Below are 18331 nucleotides of genomic sequence, written 5' to 3'. Positions count from 1 at the left end.
CGGGCTTGGCAGCGAGGTGTACTGAAAACTGAGCCGCCAAGATCCTGGCGATCTGCAGCCCCGTCTCACTTCTCGAGTCCGAGTTTCTCGAGCTTCGGAGTGATGACGGCGCGGCAGTATGGGTTCTTGTTTTTGTTCAGCTCGTAGTAGTCCTGGTGGGAGACTTCGGCTGGGTAGAATTCAGGGGCTTTGACGATCTGGGTGACGATCGGTTGGTCGAAGTGCGCCTGGGCTGCCTTCATCGACGCTTCGGCCACGGCTTTCTGGTCGTCTGTGTAGTAGAAGATGACCGAGCGGTACTGGGTACCGATGTCGTTGCCCTGGCGGTTGAGCTGGGTTGGGTCGTGGAGGCGCCAGAACCAGTCGAGCAGTTGGTCGGTGGTGAGTTTCTCCGGATCGTAGACGACGTGGACGACTTCGGCGTGGTTGGTGGTGCCGGTACAGATTTCCTGGTAGGTTGGGTTTTCCGTGTGGCCGCCCTGGTAGCCGGAGGTGACGCCGAGCACGCCGTCGACTTGCTTGAGCACGGCTTCGACGCACCAGAAGCATCCGGCGCCGAGGCTGATTTGTTCGTGGCCTTCGCCTGGGGTGGTGATTTCTCGATCTGGCATACGGTTGGTGTTTTGGTTGGAATCTTTCGATTGGCAGCAGACTGCGGAGAAGAGTAACGCGAGAGCGCCGACGATGCTCCAGTGGATTTTTGTCCTTTTCATGATGGATGCTTGAGTGATCTTGGGTGACGCCCCTACATCTTCGTAGTAGGTATTGCCGATACGACGACTTCTAATCGTCCGCTATTCCAATTTATCCGACCACCCGAACGCTATGAGCACCACCTCTCCAGAGTCCGACGCCCCGGAAAAGCTCGATTTCATCCGCGAGATCATCCGCGACGACCTCGCCAACGGCGTGCACGAAACGACCGTGACCCGTTTCCCGCCCGAGCCAAACGGCTACCTCCACATTGGCCACGCCAAGTCGATCTGCCTCAACTTCGGACTCGCCGAGGAAAACGCAGCCACCGGCGCCCGCTGCCATTTGCGCTTCGATGACACTAACCCGGCCAAGGAGTCGGACGAATACGTGCGCTCGATCCAGGAAGATGTGAAGTGGCTCGGCTTCGACTGGGGCGACAATTTGTTCTTCGCCTCGAACTACTTCGAGCGCTTTTACGAGTGCGCCATGCACTTGATCGACAACGGCCTGGCCTACGTTGACCGCCAGTCGCCTGAGGAGATCCGCCAAAACCGCGGCACCCTCACCCAGCCCGGTACGCCAAGCCCAGACCGCGACAGCTCGCCTGAGGCCAACCGCGAGCTCTTTGAGAAGATGCGCGCCGGTGAGTTCAAGGAAGGCGAAGCGGTGCTCCGCGCCAAGATCGACCTGGCCTCGCAGAACCTGAACCTGCGCGACCCGGTGATCTACCGCATCATGCACCACGCGCACCACAACACAGGCGACGCCTGGTGCATCTACCCGATGTACGATTTCGCGCACCCGCTTGAGGATGCGTTCGAGCACATCACGCACTCGCTGTGCACGCTCGAGTTCGAAGACCACCGTCCGTTGTACGAGTGGGTGATCGAAAACTGCCCGGTGCCATCGAAGCCGCGCCAGATCGAGTTCTCGCGTCTCAATGTGAACTACACGGTGATGTCGAAGCGCAAGCTGCTGCGCCTGGTTGCAGAGGAATGCGTGACCGGATGGGACGATCCGCGCATGCCGACCATCTCGGGTCTGCGCCGTCGCGGCGTGCCGCCTGAGGCGATCCGTTCGTTCTGCCGCACCGTGGGGCTGACCAAGTTCAACTCGACCAGCGACATTGCGTTGTTCGAGCACGCGATCCGCGACCACTTGAACAAAACCTCGCCACGCTACATGGCGGTGCTCGATCCATTGAAGGTGACACTCACCAACTGGGACGAAGACCGATTCGACGAGCTGCGCGCCATTTTGAACCCTGAAGATCCAGAAGCCGGTGACCGTGCGATTCCATTCGGGCGCTCGCTCTTCATCGAGCGCGAGGACTTCCTCGACGACGAGAACCCACCGCGGAAGTTCTTCCGTCTGGCTCCGGGCCGCGAGGTGCGTCTGCGCTACGCTTACGTGATCAAGTGCGAGGAAGTCGTGCGCGATGAAGCGGGAAATCCGATCGAATTGCTCTGCACCGTCGACCACGACACGCTCGGCAAGAACCCAGAAGGCCGCAAGGTGAAGGGCGTGATCCATTGGGTCTCAGCCGACCGCTGTGTCGATGCGCCGGTGCGTTTGTACGACCGTTTGTTCACCGTGGAGAACCCGGAAGCCGACGTCGATGACTTCACCGAGAACCTGAACCTGGAGTCGCTCGACGTGGTGCACGCCAAGCTTGAGCCGGCGTTGGCGTGGGCCGCCAAGCCGGAGACCCGCGTTCAGTTCGAGCGCGTTGGCTACTTCGTGGCAGACCGTCACGACAGCACGCCGGACCACCCGATCTTCAACCGCACCGTGGGTCTGCGCGACTCGTGGGCGAAAGCGAAAGGAAAATAAACCATGTCAGATCATCCGTCCCCGACCGTTGGTGAACTCGGCGAGCAGTACCTGCTCGAGCGCTTCGCCGCGGCTCCGGTGGGCGGTGATGTGATTGTCGGCCCCGGTGATGACTGCGCGGTGTGCGACACCGGCAGTGATCGGCTGACGCTGCTCAAGACCGACTGCGTGGTCGGTGGCGTGCACTTCACGTTGGATGAGGATTTCCGGCGTGTTGGTCACAAGGCACTTGCGCGCGCGATCTCGGACATCGGGGCGATGGGCGGCACGCCGCGCCATGCCTTGGTGACTTTGATGTTGCCTCCCACCACGACGCTGGCGCAGGTCGATGCGCTGTACGACGGTCTGCGTGCGGTGGGCGAGCGCTTTGGTGTGCAGATTGTCGGCGGAGAAACCACGTCGGCTCCGCCACCGCATCGTGATGCGTTGATGGTCAACATTGCACTCACCGGGGATGTCGATCGCGACCATGTGACGACGCGTGCCGGCGGTGAGCCTGGCGATGCGTTGTTTGTGACCGGGGTGCTTGGTGGATCGATTGCCGGGCACCATCTCGATTTCATCCCGCGTCTGGCGGAGGGGCAATGGCTCGCCGCCAATGGAGCGACGGCGATGATGGATCTTTCCGATGGCTTGGCAAAGGACCTGCCACGTTTGGCGAGGGCATCCGGCTGCGACGCGCACGTGGACCCAACCGCCCTGCCCTTGCGCGGCGACTCCACGCCGACCGATGCGCTCAACGACGGTGAGGATTTCGAGTTGCTGGTAGCGGTGCCCGAAGATCACGTGCGCGCCTTGCTGATCAACTGGCGCTCCGCGTTCCCAGATACTCCCCTCACCCGGATCGGCCGGCTGGTCGAACTTGGATCCGCAGACGCCACCCCACTCCACGGTGGATTCGACCACTTTTCGGATTAATGTGAGCTCTGCATTTTGACAGGATTCACATGATGAACATGATGGATCCGGAATCGCCACCTTCGTGAGCTTCGTGCTCATCGTGGTTCACGTTGTTCTCCCATGAGCTTTCTTCCCAATCCCAATGAGCCTCTGAGTCTCGCCAGCATTGACGCAACGCGTGCGGCGGCTGCGGAGTTGGCTGCGACCTTGAAGGATGGCGATGTGGTGGCGTTGATCGGCACGCTGGGTGCTGGCAAGACCCACTTTTCCGCCGGGTTGATCGCTGCGCTGGGTTCTGATCAACACGCATCCAGCCCGACCTTTTCGCTGGTGAATGTCTACCGCGACACCACCCCGCGTGTGTCCCACTTCGATTTCTACCGCATCAACTCCGAGCACGAGCTGCTCGACCTCGGGTGGGATGATTATCTTGATGAAGGTGGTGTGGTGATCGTCGAGTGGGCGAACAAATTTCCATCGATGATGCCACCGAACACACAATGGTTCGAACTGCGCCCCGTCGATGATTCCACCCGTGAGATCCAGCGCTTGGACACCGCACCCGAAGCTTTTACCGACCATGACTAACCCATCCCGCATGCTATTGGTGATCGATACCTCGACCACGCGCGGCTGCGTCGCGCTGGTGAATGCCGCGGATCCGGCGGCTCTGGAGGTGGTGGCGCAACATGAGTTCCAATCCGAGCGCTCGCACAACTCGCAGATCTTCGCTCCATTGGGGGCGTTGTTGGAGGCGCTGGGCACCGCACCTCTCGACCGCATCGTAGTTGCGACCGGGCCGGGTTCGTACACTGGGATCCGGATCGGAATTGCGGCGGCCAATGGGATCGCCGCCGCACGTAGCTGTCCTGTCATTGGCGTGCCCTCGGTGCTCGGTCTGGGCGATCCGGCGGTGAATGATTTTCACGTCATCGGCGATGCCCGTCGGGGATCGGCATTCCATTGGGAAGTAAAAGAGGGCGCGACCGTCGGCGGCACCGAGATGTTCCCGGTCGAGCAGCTCGATGAGCGGAGGCTCGACTGGTCGGGACCGTTGTTGACCCTCGATCCCAAGCCATTGGCGGAAGGGATTCACCCTGCGTTGCCCGAGGTGACGACGCTCGTTTCCCGCTTTCTTGCCAACGAGTCCGCCTACCCGACTGATCTCGCAGTGGAGCCGGTGTACCTCGGCGCCCCATTCGTCACCACGGCGAAGAAGTAGCGGCGGCTTTTCCTGCAGGACTCCAGATTTATGCTGGAGCGCCGAGCATCTGCTCGGGAAGCCCGTCCGCACGGCGGAGTCGCACTTGGGAAGTCTCACGCAGAGACGCGAAGACGCAAAGCCGTGCGAGGTCCGGCGGCGGAGAATGGGGTAGTGTGCCAAAGCTTCTGCAAAAAGGGTCATGATGATTGATTAGGTTTTTAACAAAACAAGAACCCCTAATCGTCACACCATGACCCCACGACCAGATAAGACCACAACGCCGCAGTTGAAAAGTATTCTTGCCGAGCAGGAAGATTTTCTGAGGCCCTTGGTTCAGAAATTGATGCAGGAGATGCTCGAAGAAGAAATGAACGAGACACTCCAGGCGGTAAAATCAGAACGCAGCGACAGACGCCGAGGTTATCGCAGCGGCAGTTATCAACGCAGTCTCCTGACACGGGTAGGAAGGATCGAGCTGCGCGTCCCTCAAGATCGCGACGGACTCTTCAGCACCGAGATCTTCGATCGCTATCAACGCAGCGAGAAGGCTTTGGTAAGCACCCTGATCGAAATGTACGTGCAGGGCGTCTCGACACGTAAAGTCGCGCAGATCACCGAGGAGCTCTGCGGTCACCGGGTCAGCGCCAGTGTGGTAAGCAGGCTGAACAAAACGTTGGACGAAGAGCTTGAGAACTTTGCCCGACGCAAGCTCAACCACGCTTATCCTTACCTCATCCTGGATGCCCGCTACGAAAAGGTTCGAGAGAACGGCGTGGTGCGCAGCCAGGCTGTGTTGATCGCCATTGGCATCAGTTGGGATGGCCGACGGGAGGTCCTTGCTACCGAGCTCGATCAAAGGGAAAGCGGAAGCAGCTGGAAGAACTTCCTACTTCAACTCAAGCAACGCGGACTGACGGGTGTTGAGTTCTGCGTGACTGATAACCATGCCGGCCTGCGACGAGCTATCAGCGAAGTGCTTCCCGAGGCGCTGTGGCAACGCTGCTACGTCCACTTCCTTCGCAACGCTCTTGATCATCTACCTCGCAAGCATGACGACGACTGCTGCACCGAGCTGCGCTGGATCTATGACCGTCGAGACATCAATGAAGCGCGTCAGGATCTGCGGGCATGGTTGGCGAAGTGGGGAGGCAAATACCACAAGCTCTGTGACTGGGTCGAAAGTGAGATCGAAGAAACGCTCACCTTTTATCGACTTCCCAGAGAGCATCACAAGCATCTCAAAAGCACGAATATGCTCGAGCGACTCAATGAGGAGATTAAGCGTCGTACGCACATTATCCGAACCTTCCCCAACCAGGCTGCAGCCCAACGTTTAATCCGGGCTGTCACGCATCAAGTCCATGAGCAGTGGATCGATCAACACCGCTACCTGAACATGGATCACCTCAAAGAAGCCCAAAAGCTCAGCCTTACTTCAAATCAAACGTCCGCAGCCTGATCATCATCCATCAAACCCTTTTTGCAGAACTTGACGTACATAACCGAGAATGGGCGAGCGGTCACCGCCAGTCGCGTTTTTCTTCTGCAGATTACGGGATAGGGAGGATTTGGGCGTGGGGGGGCGCTCGGAACGACGTGAGCCTCTTACTACCACAGGAGTGTGGTAGCTCCATCGCCCCCCTTACGAACACCATCCCCCGATGGACCAACGACACTCCTGTCGTTGACGCGGAAGGCGCCGTCATCAGCTCAGCTGCCGAACCATGCACGCGCAGCGCTGGAAGGACGGCATTCCAGCCGTCGTTGGGGTAGTCTCACGCAGAGACCCAAAGATCCCAAAGGGCGGCTAGCTCCGGCGGCGGAGAATGGGCGAGCGATCACCGCCAGTCGCGTTTTTCTTCCGCAGATTACGGGATAGGGAGGATTTGGGAGTGGGGGGCGCTCGGAACGACGTGAGCCTCTTACTACCACAGGAGTGTGGTAGCTCCATCGCAACTGGTGGAATGGGCATTCATCGATGGCCCAACGAAACTCCTGTCGTTGACGCGTAAAGCCCTGCCATCAGTTCGGCTCTCGAACACGCGCAGCGCTGGAGGGACGACATTCCTGGCGTCGTTGGGGTGGTCTCACGCAGAGACCCAAAGATCCCAAAGGGCAGCTAGCTTCGGCGGCGGAGAGTGGGCGAGCGGTCACCACCAGTCGCGTTTTTCTTCCGCAGATTACGGGATTGGGAGGATTGGGGAGTGGGTATTCATCGATGAACCAACGACAGTCCGTTCGTTGCTCCCCTATTCCTTCGTGAACTTCGAGTTCTTCGTGGTTCCACAAATGGGAAAGCCCACGCAAAGACCCGAAGCTCACCCATTTCACGCGACGCCCATCCCGCGCAAGGTGCCGCCGAAGGCTGTGTTGACGAAGGATTTGAGCGTGGTGCGGCCGAAGGTTGGTGTGATCTCCATGCCCAGCGCGCGCCTTTCCGCCGGATCCGTGAAGTCTTCGGTGAATCCAAAATGACGGAACAACTCCAAGCCGTTGCGCGAAACGGCGAAGGCTGCCATCGGTCGGTCGCCGGTGCGGCGGTACCAGTGAAGCGCCGCTTCGAAGTAGTGCTTCATCATCACCATCGTGATCGTGCAGTGGGCGGCATAACCGGAGAACACAAACATCACGCTCGGTTGGTCCGGACGGCGCATGTCGCGCACGGTCAGATCTTCCACCCGCTTCTTGCGTTCCACCAGTGCCTGACAGCATTCCTGCGAGATCAGCAGGGTGGAAGCATACCCGGCGAAGTGCCCCCATGGGTCGTTGAGGATCATGTTGAACTGGGGCAGGTCTGTGGCTGCCTGTAGGATCAGCCCTGGGTCAATCTGGCGCTGTGATGGATACACGGAGTAGTGGTATTCCATGATCCGTTCGACTTGCTTGGCCCGCTCGATCGGCAACACCTTGGCCACCGGCGCATTGGCGTGGACGTCACTCACCGAGCGCGGCAGCAGGTTGGAGTAGTCGCGATCGAGGCCATCCGGTGCCGCCGAGTAATGGCGCTGGCTCATTGAGTAATAGACTGGGATGGGCAAACGGGCGGCGAGTGAAAGGATCACGCCGAAGGGAATGCGGGTGGCTTCCGCCAGGTCTTCCAGGTTTTCTTCGCCGGGGATGGACGGTTTGTTGCCACGTGACTCCCAGCGGCGGATTTCCCTGGCGGAGACGCCGATGCGCTCGGCCAGAGCTTCCTGGCTGACTTTGTGGTGTTTGCGCCACGCTCGGATGAGCTCTCCGAGTGAGGAATAAAAGGTTTCGACCGAGGTGAGTGTACTCATAAAAATCTGCTCCTGGGGATGGGAGGTGCCAGCAGTGGTTTCCATTCCAAACCATCCCCATGCGGTGCGGTGTGCTGGCTTTCTGGGCGGCGATATGATGACTGGGGACGGTCCGACCGGACACGCGATGCCCTTACCAATACGAGCGGGAGATGGCTCAGTATGCTCCTGACTGGGATTTTACCCGATCGTATGAAGTACCACATTTCCAGAGCCCATCTGTCCCCCGGCAAGCCATGTGAGGATGCCGTGCGTGATCACTATGTACGTATCGACCGTCGGTATGCGATGCGCCCTGAATGCGTTCCTGCATTTGGTGGCAATGCGTCGTCATGGTATGCCGATGGATCCGACCATCGGATTGAGGACGACATGATCGTGCGCCATCTGGACGACGAGGATTGGTTTGTGGAGATCGAGGACATGAATGCTTTCGTCCTGACTCACGGGCCTCTGCGAATTCGCCGGTGCATCGAGGATGCAGCCCCGGACGCGTACGAAGTGATCTTGCTCAGCGACGACTCGCCGCGCGAGCTTTTGGCGGGCGAATAATACCATGTAGACGGTCACCTTGTCGGAACCGATGGGATGGGATGGGATTGGTGGTAGATAGTGTGAAGAAAGTGATCTTGGCGGGATCTTTTTGAGTGATGCTGCGTTACTCACAGCTCAGGTAGCCCGCTAGCATCGCGGTTCGCGCCCTGCCTCACTCGAAAAAGCTCTCCGCCATTCCGCCAATTTGACCGTTCAAATGGTATAACCCAGAGCCGTGAATTCCTGAGATTAAGCCAACCTCTGTGCGGGGTGGGCTCGTAAGGCATGGCAGCGTGTAACCTGCCAGCCTGCCTATGAGCCAAAAACTGATCTCCGGAGGAACGTTGCCCATCTTGACTCTGCCCTTGGTGGGTGGAGACGAGGTGACATTGGGAAAAACCAGCCGGCCCGGACTGTGGCAAATCGTTATCATTTACCGCGGTCTGCATTGCCCGTTGTGCCACAAGTATCTCAAGCGCCTTGAAGAACTGCGCACGGGCTTTGCCAACGCGAATGCGGAACTAGTCGCCATCTCGGGGGACCCTCTGGAGAAAGCCGAGAAAATGGTCTCCACGCACGGGCTCCAATTTCCCGTCGCTTACGGGCTGACGGTGCCACAAATGCAGGAACTGGGACTCTACGTCTCGGACCCTCGTAGCCCGGAGGAAACCGATCGGCCGTTCCCCGAGCCTGCAACATTCGCCCTGAACAGCGATGGCAGATTGCACCTGATCGAGCTCTCCAATACGCCCTTCAACCGTGCGGACCTCGCTGAATTGCTGGATACCGTCGAGTGGGTGCAGGAGAACGACTACCCTATTCGCGGCACTCATTGTTGATGGGGCTCTGAAGGACGATCAACGATGGACGCCTGGTCTCCTGCGCGGAGCAGGGCCACTCGGGTCAGGGCGGGGCCGGCGAGTTCGAACAGCACGGTGGCGCCGATTGTCATTTGCATAAGGGCGTCGGAGTGGTGCGGGAATTTCTCTGCCGCCAGCAATGCCATGCCAATGGAGACCCCCGCCTGCGGCATGAGCGTCCATCCGATCCAGCGCCGGATGGACGCCGGCGAGGCGGCGAGCTTTCCTCCCACCCATCCGCCGGCGATTCGCCCGAGGACGCGTAAGCCGATGAAACAAGCTCCGGCTATGCCAACCGTGGCGAGCGAGCGGAGCTCGAAGTGTGCGCCCGCCAGTAGGAAGAACAGAATCATGAACGGAAGCTCGAGCCGTTTGATTTCGTGGAATGGATGCTCGTGGTGCTTCGCCCGCAGGGACACCACCATACCCATTGTCATAGCGGCCAGCACAAACGAGACCTCGAGCATCAGCGAGCCACCGCAGAGGAGGAAGACGAAGCCGATTGCTTCCAGGCGTGTAGGATCCCCGGGCGAAATCCGCCCGGTGACATAGGCCATCAAGACACCCAGAATTCCACCCAGGCCGAGGGCGCCCGCAATTTCCCACAGCCCCTCCCACAACGGGGCCCAAGCATCACCGGCATTTCCCGACAGGATCCCCGCCGCCGACAACAGCAGGCTGAAAAGCAAGAGCCCCCACGCGTCATCGACTGCCACAATCGCCAGCAGCAACTTGCTGAACCGCCCCTTGGCACCCACCGCATCAATGACGTCGACCGTGGCTACCGGGTCGGTCGCGGTGGCAATCCCTGCCAACAGCAATGCCAATACCACAGGTACACCGACCAGCCACAGTCCCGCCCCAACGATCGCCGCCGTGAGCAACGCCACGGTGATGGAAATGATGAGCATTTCCCGAGCTCCGCCTTCTGCAAGCAGACTCCCCATCCGCTCGCCGAGCAGAAAGCCGACCATCGTCAGTGCGATGTTGGCGGAAAGCGTGAACAAGGCATCCTGCACCGGCGGAAGCAGGTCGAGGCAGGCTGGTCCGACCAAAAAGCCAAGAATGATCAGCAACGTGACCCGTGGCAGCGACGTGCGCCGGCCCATGGCGTCGGCGGCCAGTCCCAGCAGGAACGTAGCCCCGAGCATCAGGAAGAGATAGGCGGGCTCTTTCACGGGTGCTGGCTCAGCGCTCGGCTTGTTCGGCGAAGTAGTCTTTGGTGCCCTGGGCGGCGAGGGCATCGCCGATGCGGTTGAGGGCGTGGACGTAAGCGGCGGTGCGGGTGGAGATTTGGTGATCTTTGCGCAGTGCGCGCACGGCGCGGGTTTCACGCACCATGATTTCCTCGAGCTCCTTGAGCACGCGTTCGCGGGTCCAATAGTAACCGGCGCGGTTTTGCACCCATTCGAAATACGAGACAGTGACGCCGCCAGCGTTGACGAGGATGTCGGGGATCACCTCGATGCCTGCGTCGTGGAGGATGCGGTCGGCGGCTGGGTCGATCGGGCCATTTGCCAGTTCAATGATGTGCTTGGCGCGGATCTTGGAAGCGTTGTCTTCATTGATCACATCGCCGAGTGCGGCGGGAACCAGGATGTCGACATCGAGCTCCAACAGCTCCTCATTCGTCACGTTCTTGGCATCGACCATTTCGCATACGCCGCCGTCGCAGTAAATGGCCTCAAGCTTGCGCGACTCAAGTTTGCGCTTGGCCAGGCTTTCCACATCGAACCCGTCCTCGCGAAAGATGCCGCCGCGTGAGTCGGAAACCGCCACCACCTTGTAGCCGTCGCTCGCCGCCATCTTGGCAAACGGACGCGCCGCGTTGCCGAACCCCTGCACCGCGATGGTCATCTGCGATGGATCCCAGCCCTCGTCTTCCGCCAATGTGCGCAGCGCGTAGTAGGCGCCCGCTCCGGTCGCTTCCTCTCGGCCTTCGCTGCCCCCGAGTGGGATCGGCTTGCCCGTGATCACCGCCGGCGTGCGTTGACGTACGATCTTGGAATACTCGTCCATCATCCACCCCATCACCATCGCGTTGGTGTAAACATCAGGTGCCGGCACATCGGTCTCGGGCCCAATGAAGTCAGCTACCCGCTGAATGAACCCTCGGCTCAAGCGCTCCAATTCGGTGGCAGACAGCTCTTTCGGATCGACACAAATTCCGCCCTTGGCGCCCCCAAAGGGCACGCCGACCACGGCGGTTTTGCAGGTCATCCAGAAGGCGAGCGCTTTCACTTCTTCGATTTCCACCTCGGGGTGGTAGCGGATGCCTCCCTTGCATGGACCACGGCTATCATCGTGGTGTACCCGGTAGCCTTTGAAGATCTGGAGACCGCCGTCGTCCATGCGAACGGGAATGGAGACCTCGATCAGTGACTTGGGAAACTTCAAGCGGTTGAGCGCTTCGGTGTGGATGTGGCTCAGCTCAAGGGCGGCATCGAGTCGGGTGAGTGCGCGTTCAAAGGGTGAGGAGGAATCTGCCATGTCCATCGATTACGACGGGCGCTCGTTAGCCGATGCCAGGCAACGGACGAATCGACTGGAAGTGGCAGCAGTGCTGTCTGGTTCGCCTCCCCCAATCACCGCTGCTGGTATTCGCTGCTGATGGGGCGCGTCAATCTGTCACGTCATTTTGACGCGTTTTGCGTCACATTGGCAGATTCCGGGTGTGCCAACCGGGTTGGTGTTGCTGTCGGGTATCTTGATAATGCCTTTGGTTTAAGTGTGTTGGGGAGTTCTGGGAGGCGCTGGCACGGTCTGTGCAAACGAAGATGCCAGCCGGTCAGCGAACTCATGAACCGACCGGACTCGATCACATCAACCAAACCCACCTATGAAACTGACCAGAATTCCAACAGCACCAGCAAACGCATCTCCATTCGACGCCTTGTTCGAATCCGCCTTTCGCGATTTCGACCGCCTTTTTGCCGGTCAGAGCATCGGCACGCACGAACCGGCCGCCGATGTGCTGGAAGGGCACGATGCCTACATGATCCGGCTTGAGTTGCCGGGCGCAACCCGCGACGACCTCTCGATCAATGTCGAGGACGGCGTGCTCACGATTGACCAGTACTGCGGCGATGACCGTCGCAGCCGCACGTTTCGTCTGAGCCGCACGGTCGACCAGAGCGCGATCACCGCAGCACTCGATGCCGGCATTCTTACCGTCACCCTGCCACGGGCCGAGGAAGCCAAGGCACGCCAGATCGAGATCAACTGAGCATCGACTGGGGACGAACAATTTCAAATGCCCACACAGGGAGAACTGACATCAATCTAACCAATCTATTTACTACAATGAGCACATGCACTCTTACCAAGCCTGAACAGGAAACCGCCGCAGCACTTCCAACCGTGCGCCCACCTTACAACACAAAGCGTCTCGACGATGCGTTGGAGGTCGGGATCGCCTTGCCCGGAGTGGCAAAGGAGGATGTCTCGGTGAACTTCGACAAGGGCGTGCTGTCGGTCGAGGCCAGCCGTCGCTTCGAAGCACCGGGCGACCAGATGTTCGTCCATCGCGAGATCGACGACACTCGTTATGTCCTCAACCTGCGGGTGTCGGATCAGCTCGACACGGACCGGGTATCGGCCGCGTTGGAGAATGGTATCCTCGCGCTGCGCATCCCGCTGCGTGAAGAGACCAAACCACGCAAGATCGAGATCAGCTAAGCCGCGCTCGATCGCAGGCGAATTTTTCTCATGGTGACCAGTGGGGCCGCTGTCCGGAGCATTTCCGGGCAGCGGCCCTTTGCCGTGGCGGAACGGACCCGTTTGAACGGTTGTGTGGTTTCGTCCGCAGATGCGCGGGGTGGGATGTTTCTAACATTATCGATGTGTTGAGAGTTGGAGTGTTATGAAAACAACAAAACTGTTCGCCCTGTGTCTGTCTTGTACCCTTCTTTCGAGCTGCTTTTCAGGAAGGGGCTGGTACACGAATGTCGACGAGCCGGCGGAGAAGCAGCTGGAGCGCCATTCGCAGGAGATGACGCCAGTTCACCAAGCTCGCGCTTGATTGAATCACTGCGGCTCCCATCCAGATGTTCTCGCCGGAAGGGAGTCCGCAGATGCCTAGGATGATTCAGGATGGGGGGATCCGCGGATGACGCGGATTAGCGGGGATTCCTCTGGGAGCGCAGTGGGTACTGCTACGATGAAATGCTGTGAAATCTTAATGCTGTGAAACCGAAGGTATTGTTCAGAATTGTTGGCGCGGCAGCGGCACTCGTTTTCAACGCGAGTTGCGCGTCTACGTCGAAGTACGATCGTGGGTATGCGTATCCCTATTCTGCGACGGCGGTGGACGTCAGCTTTATTGCTCTTGCTGCCGTTTGCTACCAACCGACGGGGCCTGACTCGTTTGATTTTCTCTTCAAGCCATGGTGGATTCCTCTTTATGTCGCGGATCTTCCATTCTCGTTGCTGACGGATACGGTAATGCTTCCTTACGATCTGATCCACATCCGGCGCGTAGGCGAACCTAGACCTCAGAGTACCAGGGAACTGCCTGACGACTGACGTGGATGGTACGAAGGTGTGCGGATCGAGATCCCTCCCCTTCCTGGTTCGCAATTGTGGTGGTGCGTGTTACCAGTGAGGGAGCCTTTGTCATCATGAGCGAGATCCCGACGACCGACCTGAACGCATTTCTAGACGTTGCCCAGTCCGCCGCACGTGAAGCGGGTGAACTGTTGTGCAAACACTTTGGCTCGGACTTGGAGGTCGACTCAAAGCTGGCGTACGACATCAAGCTGGCGCTTGACCGTGAGAGCCAGGAGTTGATCACCAAGCGCTTGCTGGCCGCGTTTCCGGGGCATGCGTTGCTCGGTGAGGAAGGCGTCGATGGCGATGCGGGCAGTCCCTTTCAATGGATCGTGGATCCGATCGACGGGACGGTGAACTTCTTTTATGGCATCCCTCACTTCTGTGTCTCGATTGCTCTGCGCTACCAGGGCGACACGTTGATCGGCGTGATCTACGATCCGAATTTGGACGAAATGTTCGTCGTGACCAAGGGCGGTATGCCGACCTGCAATGGCAAAGAGATCCGAGTCAGCGAGCGCGATGAGCTGAGCGATTCGATCGTGACCGTCGGCTTCTCCAAGAGCAAGGAGTCGATCGACGAGGGCTTCGAGCGCTTCAAGGAAATCTCTCACCAAGTGCGCAAAACCCGGATGATGGGCAGCGCGGCACTGGCCATGGCGTACATTGCCTGCGGCCGCCTCGATGCTTATATCGAAGAACAGATCAGCACGTGGGACATTGCGGCTGGTTTGTTGCTGGTGGATGCCGCGGGAGGCACCACGCACGTCACTCCGCGCGACGATCGCGGTGAGAAATTCTCGATTTGTTCTTCCAATGGCAAGCTTCCGTTGGAGAAGTACCACCTCTAAGCACTATCACACGCATTATGGCAGCCAACACACTTCCTCCAGGTCCGCATTACCGCACGGGCATCGGTTATGACGTTCATCAGTTCGCCGAGGGCCGCAAGTGCATCCTCGGTGGTGTCGAGATCCCTAGCGACGTCGGTCTGCTCGGACATTCCGATGCCGACGTGCTGTGTCACGCGATTGCCGACGCCTTGCTGGGTACCGTCGGTCTGCCGGACATCGGGCACTTTTTCCCACCGTCGGATCCGACAATTGAAGGGATTAGCAGTTTGGAAATTCTGCGCAAGGTGGCAGAGGAGTTGGCGGCTCGCGATGCGGTGATCGTAAACATCGACAGCACGTTGATCGCGGAGAAACCGAAGGTGCTCCCTCATGTCGATGCGATGAAAGAGAAGATCGGCGAGGTGCTCGGACTTCCCGCCGAGCGTATCGGCATCAAGGCGACAACCAACGAGAAGATGGGCTTTGTCGGCCGCAGCGAAGGGATCGCCGCCATGGCGAGTGCTTCAGTGTTGGGGTGATTTGTATCGTGAAAGTAGTCGTAACTCACCGACTTTCCCGTGGTGCTTTGCCGAGGGGGCTCTATTTCGCCCCCCTGCAAAGCACTTGAGCGAGCTCAACCGACTCTTTTGAGAGCGCGAGTTTGTAGAACATAGCCCGGACCTCATTGATGTACCTGTTCCGCTGTTGCCGAGGCATCTGGGGAAGGCGTTGATACTGGTCGATGGTTTTCATGGTCGTGGTGAGGAATGCCTGCCGCTCATCCCAGAAGCCTTCGACCTCAAGTTTGGCGTAGCGTTCCAGGCTCTCGATGATGTCGGGGACATTCTGGACATCGGCGATAACCCAGATGGCGTTGCCGAGGAAGTTCCACTCCCACGAGTCATTGCCCTGTTTGTCGAACCACATGATCTCGTCGGGGATGCGGTCCGCGACGACGATACCCAGCACCGACAATCGCCAGCGCTTGAATGCCTCGTCCTTTGTGAAGAGTAGGAGGCCGTAGCGGCGGAGGTGATGTGCCGCCATTTTGATGTTGGTCTCCAGTCGTACTGCGCCGGTGGAGGTCCGCGCCAGGTCGAAGGGAGTCCAGCGCTCGTGGTTTTCCCGGATGAATGCACGGGTCATCGAGTGGACGCTCCACCTTTTGTCGCGGTTTTTGAAGATGAACTTGAGCAGAGGGAAGGCGAGGTGAAAGCGGCCATGCCCGCGCGGTGAGTTGGGTTTCTCCGGTTCGTTCCAGTGGCAGAGGAGAAACTCATCGAAGCTGATTGGGCTGCGTGAGCGAACCTCCAAGCAGCCGGGGGATGGGGGGCAGGTTAAGTTCCCCCTCCCCTGAACCTCGTGGTGCAGGCGGATGGCGTCGATCGCCCGCTCAAGTGCTGCAAGCTTCAGCATCAGCGCGGTGTGCTTGTCAGTCCCGGGCGGCAGGTTCTCGAATTCCATCCGCTCATCGAGGAACCGCATCACCCGTTTTAGATTGTCTTGGCTCATGCTCATGCCGCTACGTAGTTCTCCGGTTTGAGGGTTGTTTCCCCTGACCAGCGGTAGCAGATCAGCGGTCCACCTTTGGCGACGCTGTGGTCGAGGCAGGCGAGGTTGGTCGAATCCGGGCTCAGTGCGCTGTCGGTCGGTTTGAAGTAGTGGCCGATGAAGACCGGCACAGCAGCGCTGTCGTAGCCGATGACATCGCCGAGCATGTCGTCGGTGATGGGCTCGTCCGGCACGTCGAAGACGCCCGATGGGAACGCCAAGTCACGGCAGGTGCGGCCAGCGGGCTCGGTGTCGAACCATTTGACGCGGAAGTTGAAGCGCTCGGTGCCGGTGTGGTCGACGTAGCTGGCACCGTTGGCGATAGGCAGCTCAATTCCTTTGAGAACCACCTCCACCGCCTCATAGTCGTCGTGCCCTCTGGTGGCCGAGCGAACTAGGAACTCATGGTCTTCGAGCGTCTGCCCGTTCAGACGGCCGAGCATTTCCTCATGCCAGCAGGCGTGGACCATCCGCATGCCGCCCAAGTCGAGCGCCATTGGCAGGGTCCGGAACCAATCGACCCAGCCCTGCCAGGCGGCGCTCTCAAAGCCGCCGTCAAAGCGATCGAGGGTCATGCGTACCTGGCGGGCATTGCGTTCGTTGTGCGGGCGCAGCCATTCGCCGTCATGCCCTTTGGTGGCATAGCAGACCGCGTTGTACTCGTGGTTCCCCATCACGGCCACGGCAATGCCGTCGTCGCACAGGCACTTCACCGTTTCGAGGACGGCTGGGACGTCGTGGTCGCCGTCGTATTTCGGGTCGATGAAGTCACCCAGGAAGGCAAGCTTGCGGCCTGCGGGGTGTGTCCAGCGGCCGTTGGGTCTGACATAGCCCAGGTGGGTGAGCATTTGTTTGAGCTGACGGTAGGCTCCGTGGATGTCTCCAATTACGTCGTAGTGTTGTTTTCTCATCACGTCCCCAAGGTAGGGAAATGAGTGTGACTATGCATTGATTGGGATAGCAGGGTATATGACTATAAAGTTGTGTTTGACTCCCTTCTCTCCCGTCATGGATTGTCGATCGACCGGCTGCATAACTTTCTGCGCGTTGCAGAAGCCGGGAGTATCGCGGATGCCGCTGATCGTGACCCGTCCCGGCAGAGTTTGTTCAGCCGCCAGATCCGTGAGCTCGAAGAGTTCTTCGGGGCACAGCTGACCCGTCGCGTTGGTCATGGGTTGGAGATTACCGAGGCTGGTGAGGAGTTGGCGGTAATCATTCGCTCGCAGTTTTCGGCCTTGGAGGCATTCGCCGCCAAAGCTCACGACATCCGCCGGACGCTGACTGTCGGAGCTGGGGCGAGTGTGGTCGAATGGCTGCTTGCGCCGTCCCTCGGCGAGTGGAGTGAGATTCTCGGGCCACGGTTTGACTGGAAGCTCTCGAATGTTCGAAGCGCTGAGGGAGTCGAGCAACTGCGCACCGGCAAGCTCGACTTTCTCGTGGTGCGGGACGATGCGCTGAAGAACTGCCCGAAAACGATCCACCACGTCGCATTGGCGGGATTTGGTTACAAGCTCTTCGTCCCTAGGGGAAAGAGCCCGCAACGGCTGCCGATGGCGATTCTGGCATCAGGGGGGCAGCTTGCGAAAGCTACCCACGATCTGCTCAATGCGGGCAAGGTCAAAGCCTCCGGGCGGACGGTGGAATGCACGAGCTTGATTCAGGTGGCGTCGTTGATTTCGTCGGGCACCGCTTGTGGTATTTTGCCGGAGATCGCCCACACCGCTTTTGCCGATCGGTTGAGCCGCGCGTCTGTCGAATCGTTCGCGCTTCCAACCAAGAAGCCGTACCGGCGTCAGCTTGTGTTAGCCTGGAACTCCCGCTCGCTGGAAACGCGGGGAATTCGATCGGTATCGGTCACCCGGATGGCTGACGCCCTTTCGCTGAACTTTCCTCAATAGGTGATGGCAATCGCGATTGCTGTAACTTTTCTGCAGTCGGTTTTGAGCGGGCTACTCGTTCTCTGTAACAAATAAGAGGCCGCGGATGTTGAGTCCGTGGCCTCCTTTGTTGAGTTGCTAGATGCAACTTCGGGTGGAAGTCCGGAACCTGTGTTGGGCAGGCGGGCTTCCGGTGGGCCGTTGGCACATCCTG

19 protein-coding genes are annotated in these 18331 nt (G+C 59.3%); 13 read left to right on the top strand and 6 right to left on the bottom strand.

Going from position 1 to position 18331, the window contains the following annotated elements; genetic code table 11:
• Positions 1 to 65: 65 nt before the first annotated feature.
• Positions 66 to 713: a peptide-methionine (S)-S-oxide reductase MsrA gene (gene msrA / locus G3M56_RS01815; RefSeq protein WP_235203530.1), complete on the bottom strand. Its 648-nt coding sequence runs from the start codon at positions 711 to 713 to the stop codon at positions 66 to 68.
• A 112-nt stretch (positions 714 to 825) separates the two neighbouring features.
• On the opposite strand from msrA, the gene G3M56_RS01810 reads away from it, so the two are divergent.
• From G3M56_RS01810 to G3M56_RS01790, 5 genes are all read left to right on the top strand, one after another.
• A complete protein-coding gene (locus tag G3M56_RS01810) occupies positions 826 to 2529 on the top strand; it encodes a glutamine--tRNA ligase/YqeY domain fusion protein (protein WP_164365671.1) in 1704 nt (567 codons plus the stop codon).
• 3 nt (positions 2530 to 2532) lie between these two features.
• Positions 2533 to 3447 carry a thiamine-phosphate kinase gene (gene thiL / locus G3M56_RS01805; RefSeq protein ID WP_164365672.1) on the top strand — a complete coding sequence of 305 codons (915 nt, stop codon included), beginning with the start codon at positions 2533 to 2535 and terminating at the stop codon, positions 3445 to 3447.
• Positions 3448 to 3549: 102 nt separating this feature from the next.
• Positions 3550 to 4017: a tRNA (adenosine(37)-N6)-threonylcarbamoyltransferase complex ATPase subunit type 1 TsaE gene (gene tsaE / locus G3M56_RS01800; RefSeq protein WP_164365673.1), complete on the top strand. Its 468-nt coding sequence runs from the start codon at positions 3550 to 3552 to the stop codon at positions 4015 to 4017.
• Positions 4010 to 4651 (top strand): tRNA (adenosine(37)-N6)-threonylcarbamoyltransferase complex dimerization subunit type 1 TsaB, encoded by a 642-nt coding sequence (gene tsaB / locus G3M56_RS01795; RefSeq protein ID WP_164365674.1) that lies wholly within the window; start codon positions 4010 to 4012, stop codon positions 4649 to 4651. Before tsaE ends, tsaB begins: the two co-directional genes overlap by 8 nt.
• 232 nt (positions 4652 to 4883) lie before the next feature.
• Positions 4884 to 6092 (top strand): IS256 family transposase, encoded by a 1209-nt coding sequence (locus G3M56_RS01790; protein WP_235203327.1) that lies wholly within the window; start codon positions 4884 to 4886, stop codon positions 6090 to 6092.
• 868 nt (positions 6093 to 6960) lie between these two features.
• On the opposite strand, the gene G3M56_RS01785 is transcribed toward G3M56_RS01790, so the two are convergent.
• On the bottom strand, positions 6961 to 7914 hold the full coding sequence (locus G3M56_RS01785) for a helix-turn-helix domain-containing protein (RefSeq protein WP_164363829.1): 954 nt from the start codon (positions 7912 to 7914) through the stop codon (positions 6961 to 6963).
• Positions 7915 to 8106: 192 nt separating this feature from the next.
• Here G3M56_RS01785 and G3M56_RS01780 point away from each other — a divergent pair, with 192 nt between their 5' ends.
• Positions 8107 to 8466 carry a hypothetical protein gene (locus tag G3M56_RS01780; protein ID WP_164363830.1) on the top strand — a complete coding sequence of 120 codons (360 nt, stop codon included), beginning with the start codon at positions 8107 to 8109 and terminating at the stop codon, positions 8464 to 8466.
• 296 nt (positions 8467 to 8762) lie between these two features.
• Positions 8763 to 9287 carry a peroxiredoxin-like family protein gene (locus G3M56_RS01775; RefSeq protein ID WP_164363831.1) on the top strand — a complete coding sequence of 175 codons (525 nt, stop codon included), beginning with the start codon at positions 8763 to 8765 and terminating at the stop codon, positions 9285 to 9287.
• On the opposite strand, the gene G3M56_RS01770 is transcribed toward G3M56_RS01775, so the two are convergent.
• Positions 9278 to 10486 carry a cation:proton antiporter gene (locus tag G3M56_RS01770; RefSeq protein WP_235203529.1) on the bottom strand — a complete coding sequence of 403 codons (1209 nt, stop codon included), beginning with the start codon at positions 10484 to 10486 and terminating at the stop codon, positions 9278 to 9280. The two genes, G3M56_RS01775 and G3M56_RS01770, sit on opposite strands and share 10 nt — an antisense overlap.
• 10 nt (positions 10487 to 10496) lie before the next feature.
• A complete protein-coding gene (locus tag G3M56_RS01765; protein ID WP_164363832.1) occupies positions 10497 to 11798 on the bottom strand; it encodes a Glu/Leu/Phe/Val family dehydrogenase in 1302 nt (433 codons plus the stop codon).
• 349 nt (positions 11799 to 12147) lie between these two features.
• Here G3M56_RS01765 and G3M56_RS01760 point away from each other — a divergent pair, with 349 nt between their 5' ends.
• From G3M56_RS01760 to ispF, 5 genes are all read left to right on the top strand, one after another.
• Positions 12148 to 12534, top strand: a complete 387-nt coding sequence (locus G3M56_RS01760) for an Hsp20/alpha crystallin family protein (protein WP_164363833.1) — start codon at positions 12148 to 12150, stop codon at positions 12532 to 12534.
• A 77-nt stretch (positions 12535 to 12611) separates the two neighbouring features.
• Positions 12612 to 12986 (top strand): Hsp20/alpha crystallin family protein, encoded by a 375-nt coding sequence (locus tag G3M56_RS01755; RefSeq protein ID WP_164363834.1) that lies wholly within the window; start codon positions 12612 to 12614, stop codon positions 12984 to 12986.
• 507 nt (positions 12987 to 13493) lie between these two features.
• Complete coding sequence (locus tag G3M56_RS01750; protein WP_164363835.1) at positions 13494 to 13832, top strand: YceK/YidQ family lipoprotein; 339 nt, start codon at positions 13494 to 13496, stop codon at positions 13830 to 13832.
• Positions 13833 to 13927: 95 nt separating this feature from the next.
• Positions 13928 to 14707: an inositol monophosphatase family protein gene (locus tag G3M56_RS01745; protein WP_164363836.1), complete on the top strand. Its 780-nt coding sequence runs from the start codon at positions 13928 to 13930 to the stop codon at positions 14705 to 14707.
• A 17-nt stretch (positions 14708 to 14724) separates the two neighbouring features.
• On the top strand, positions 14725 to 15228 hold the full coding sequence (ispF, locus tag G3M56_RS01740; RefSeq protein ID WP_164363837.1) for a 2-C-methyl-D-erythritol 2,4-cyclodiphosphate synthase: 504 nt from the start codon (positions 14725 to 14727) through the stop codon (positions 15226 to 15228).
• A gap of 61 nt (positions 15229 to 15289) precedes the next feature.
• Here the strand turns inward: ispF and G3M56_RS01735 are convergent, their stop codons facing one another.
• Both G3M56_RS01735 and G3M56_RS01730 read right to left on the bottom strand, forming a co-directional pair.
• Complete coding sequence (locus G3M56_RS01735) at positions 15290 to 16207, bottom strand: hypothetical protein (protein ID WP_235203528.1); 918 nt, start codon at positions 16205 to 16207, stop codon at positions 15290 to 15292.
• Positions 16204 to 17151: a metallophosphoesterase gene (locus G3M56_RS01730; protein WP_164363840.1), complete on the bottom strand. Its 948-nt coding sequence runs from the start codon at positions 17149 to 17151 to the stop codon at positions 16204 to 16206. The genes G3M56_RS01735 and G3M56_RS01730 overlap by 4 nt, the downstream gene beginning before the upstream one ends.
• Positions 17152 to 17223: 72 nt before the next feature.
• Between G3M56_RS01730 and G3M56_RS01725 the strand changes: the two genes are divergently transcribed.
• Positions 17224 to 18138 (top strand): LysR family transcriptional regulator, encoded by a 915-nt coding sequence (locus tag G3M56_RS01725; RefSeq protein WP_164363841.1) that lies wholly within the window; start codon positions 17224 to 17226, stop codon positions 18136 to 18138.
• Positions 18139 to 18331 lie beyond the last annotated feature (193 nt).

The organism is Sulfuriroseicoccus oceanibius, from assembly GCF_010681825.2.
GTDB classification, from domain to species: Bacteria; Verrucomicrobiota; Verrucomicrobiia; order Verrucomicrobiales; family SLCJ01; genus Sulfuriroseicoccus; species Sulfuriroseicoccus oceanibius.
Note: the sequence above shows the minus strand (reverse complement) of the source record. Positions and strands in the feature narration are given on the sequence as shown.

Coding starts and splice junctions, on each gene's coding strand:
- msrA (WP_235203530.1), bottom strand. CDS start 713: ATGAAAAGGACAAAAATCCACTGGAGCATCGTCGGCGCTCTCGCGTTA.
- G3M56_RS01810 (WP_164365671.1), top strand. CDS start 826: ATGAGCACCACCTCTCCAGAGTCCGACGCCCCGGAAAAGCTCGATTTC.
- G3M56_RS01765 (WP_164363832.1), bottom strand. CDS start 11,798: ATGGCAGATTCCTCCTCACCCTTTGAACGCGCACTCACCCGACTCGAT.
- G3M56_RS01730 (WP_164363840.1), bottom strand. CDS start 17,151: ATGAGAAAACAACACTACGACGTAATTGGAGACATCCACGGAGCCTAC.
- G3M56_RS01760 (WP_164363833.1), top strand. CDS start 12,148: ATGAAACTGACCAGAATTCCAACAGCACCAGCAAACGCATCTCCATTC.
- G3M56_RS01755 (WP_164363834.1), top strand. CDS start 12,612: ATGAGCACATGCACTCTTACCAAGCCTGAACAGGAAACCGCCGCAGCA.
- G3M56_RS01785 (WP_164363829.1), bottom strand. CDS start 7,914: ATGAGTACACTCACCTCGGTCGAAACCTTTTATTCCTCACTCGGAGAG.
- G3M56_RS01745 (WP_164363836.1), top strand. CDS start 13,928: ATGAGCGAGATCCCGACGACCGACCTGAACGCATTTCTAGACGTTGCC.
- G3M56_RS01775 (WP_164363831.1), top strand. CDS start 8,763: ATGAGCCAAAAACTGATCTCCGGAGGAACGTTGCCCATCTTGACTCTG.
- G3M56_RS01780 (WP_164363830.1), top strand. CDS start 8,107: ATGAAGTACCACATTTCCAGAGCCCATCTGTCCCCCGGCAAGCCATGT.
- tsaB (WP_164365674.1), top strand. CDS start 4,010: ATGACTAACCCATCCCGCATGCTATTGGTGATCGATACCTCGACCACG.
- tsaE (WP_164365673.1), top strand. CDS start 3,550: ATGAGCTTTCTTCCCAATCCCAATGAGCCTCTGAGTCTCGCCAGCATT.
- G3M56_RS01790 (WP_235203327.1), top strand. CDS start 4,884: ATGACCCCACGACCAGATAAGACCACAACGCCGCAGTTGAAAAGTATT.
- G3M56_RS01735 (WP_235203528.1), bottom strand. CDS start 16,207: ATGAGCATGAGCCAAGACAATCTAAAACGGGTGATGCGGTTCCTCGAT.
- thiL (WP_164365672.1), top strand. CDS start 2,533: ATGTCAGATCATCCGTCCCCGACCGTTGGTGAACTCGGCGAGCAGTAC.
- ispF (WP_164363837.1), top strand. CDS start 14,725: ATGGCAGCCAACACACTTCCTCCAGGTCCGCATTACCGCACGGGCATC.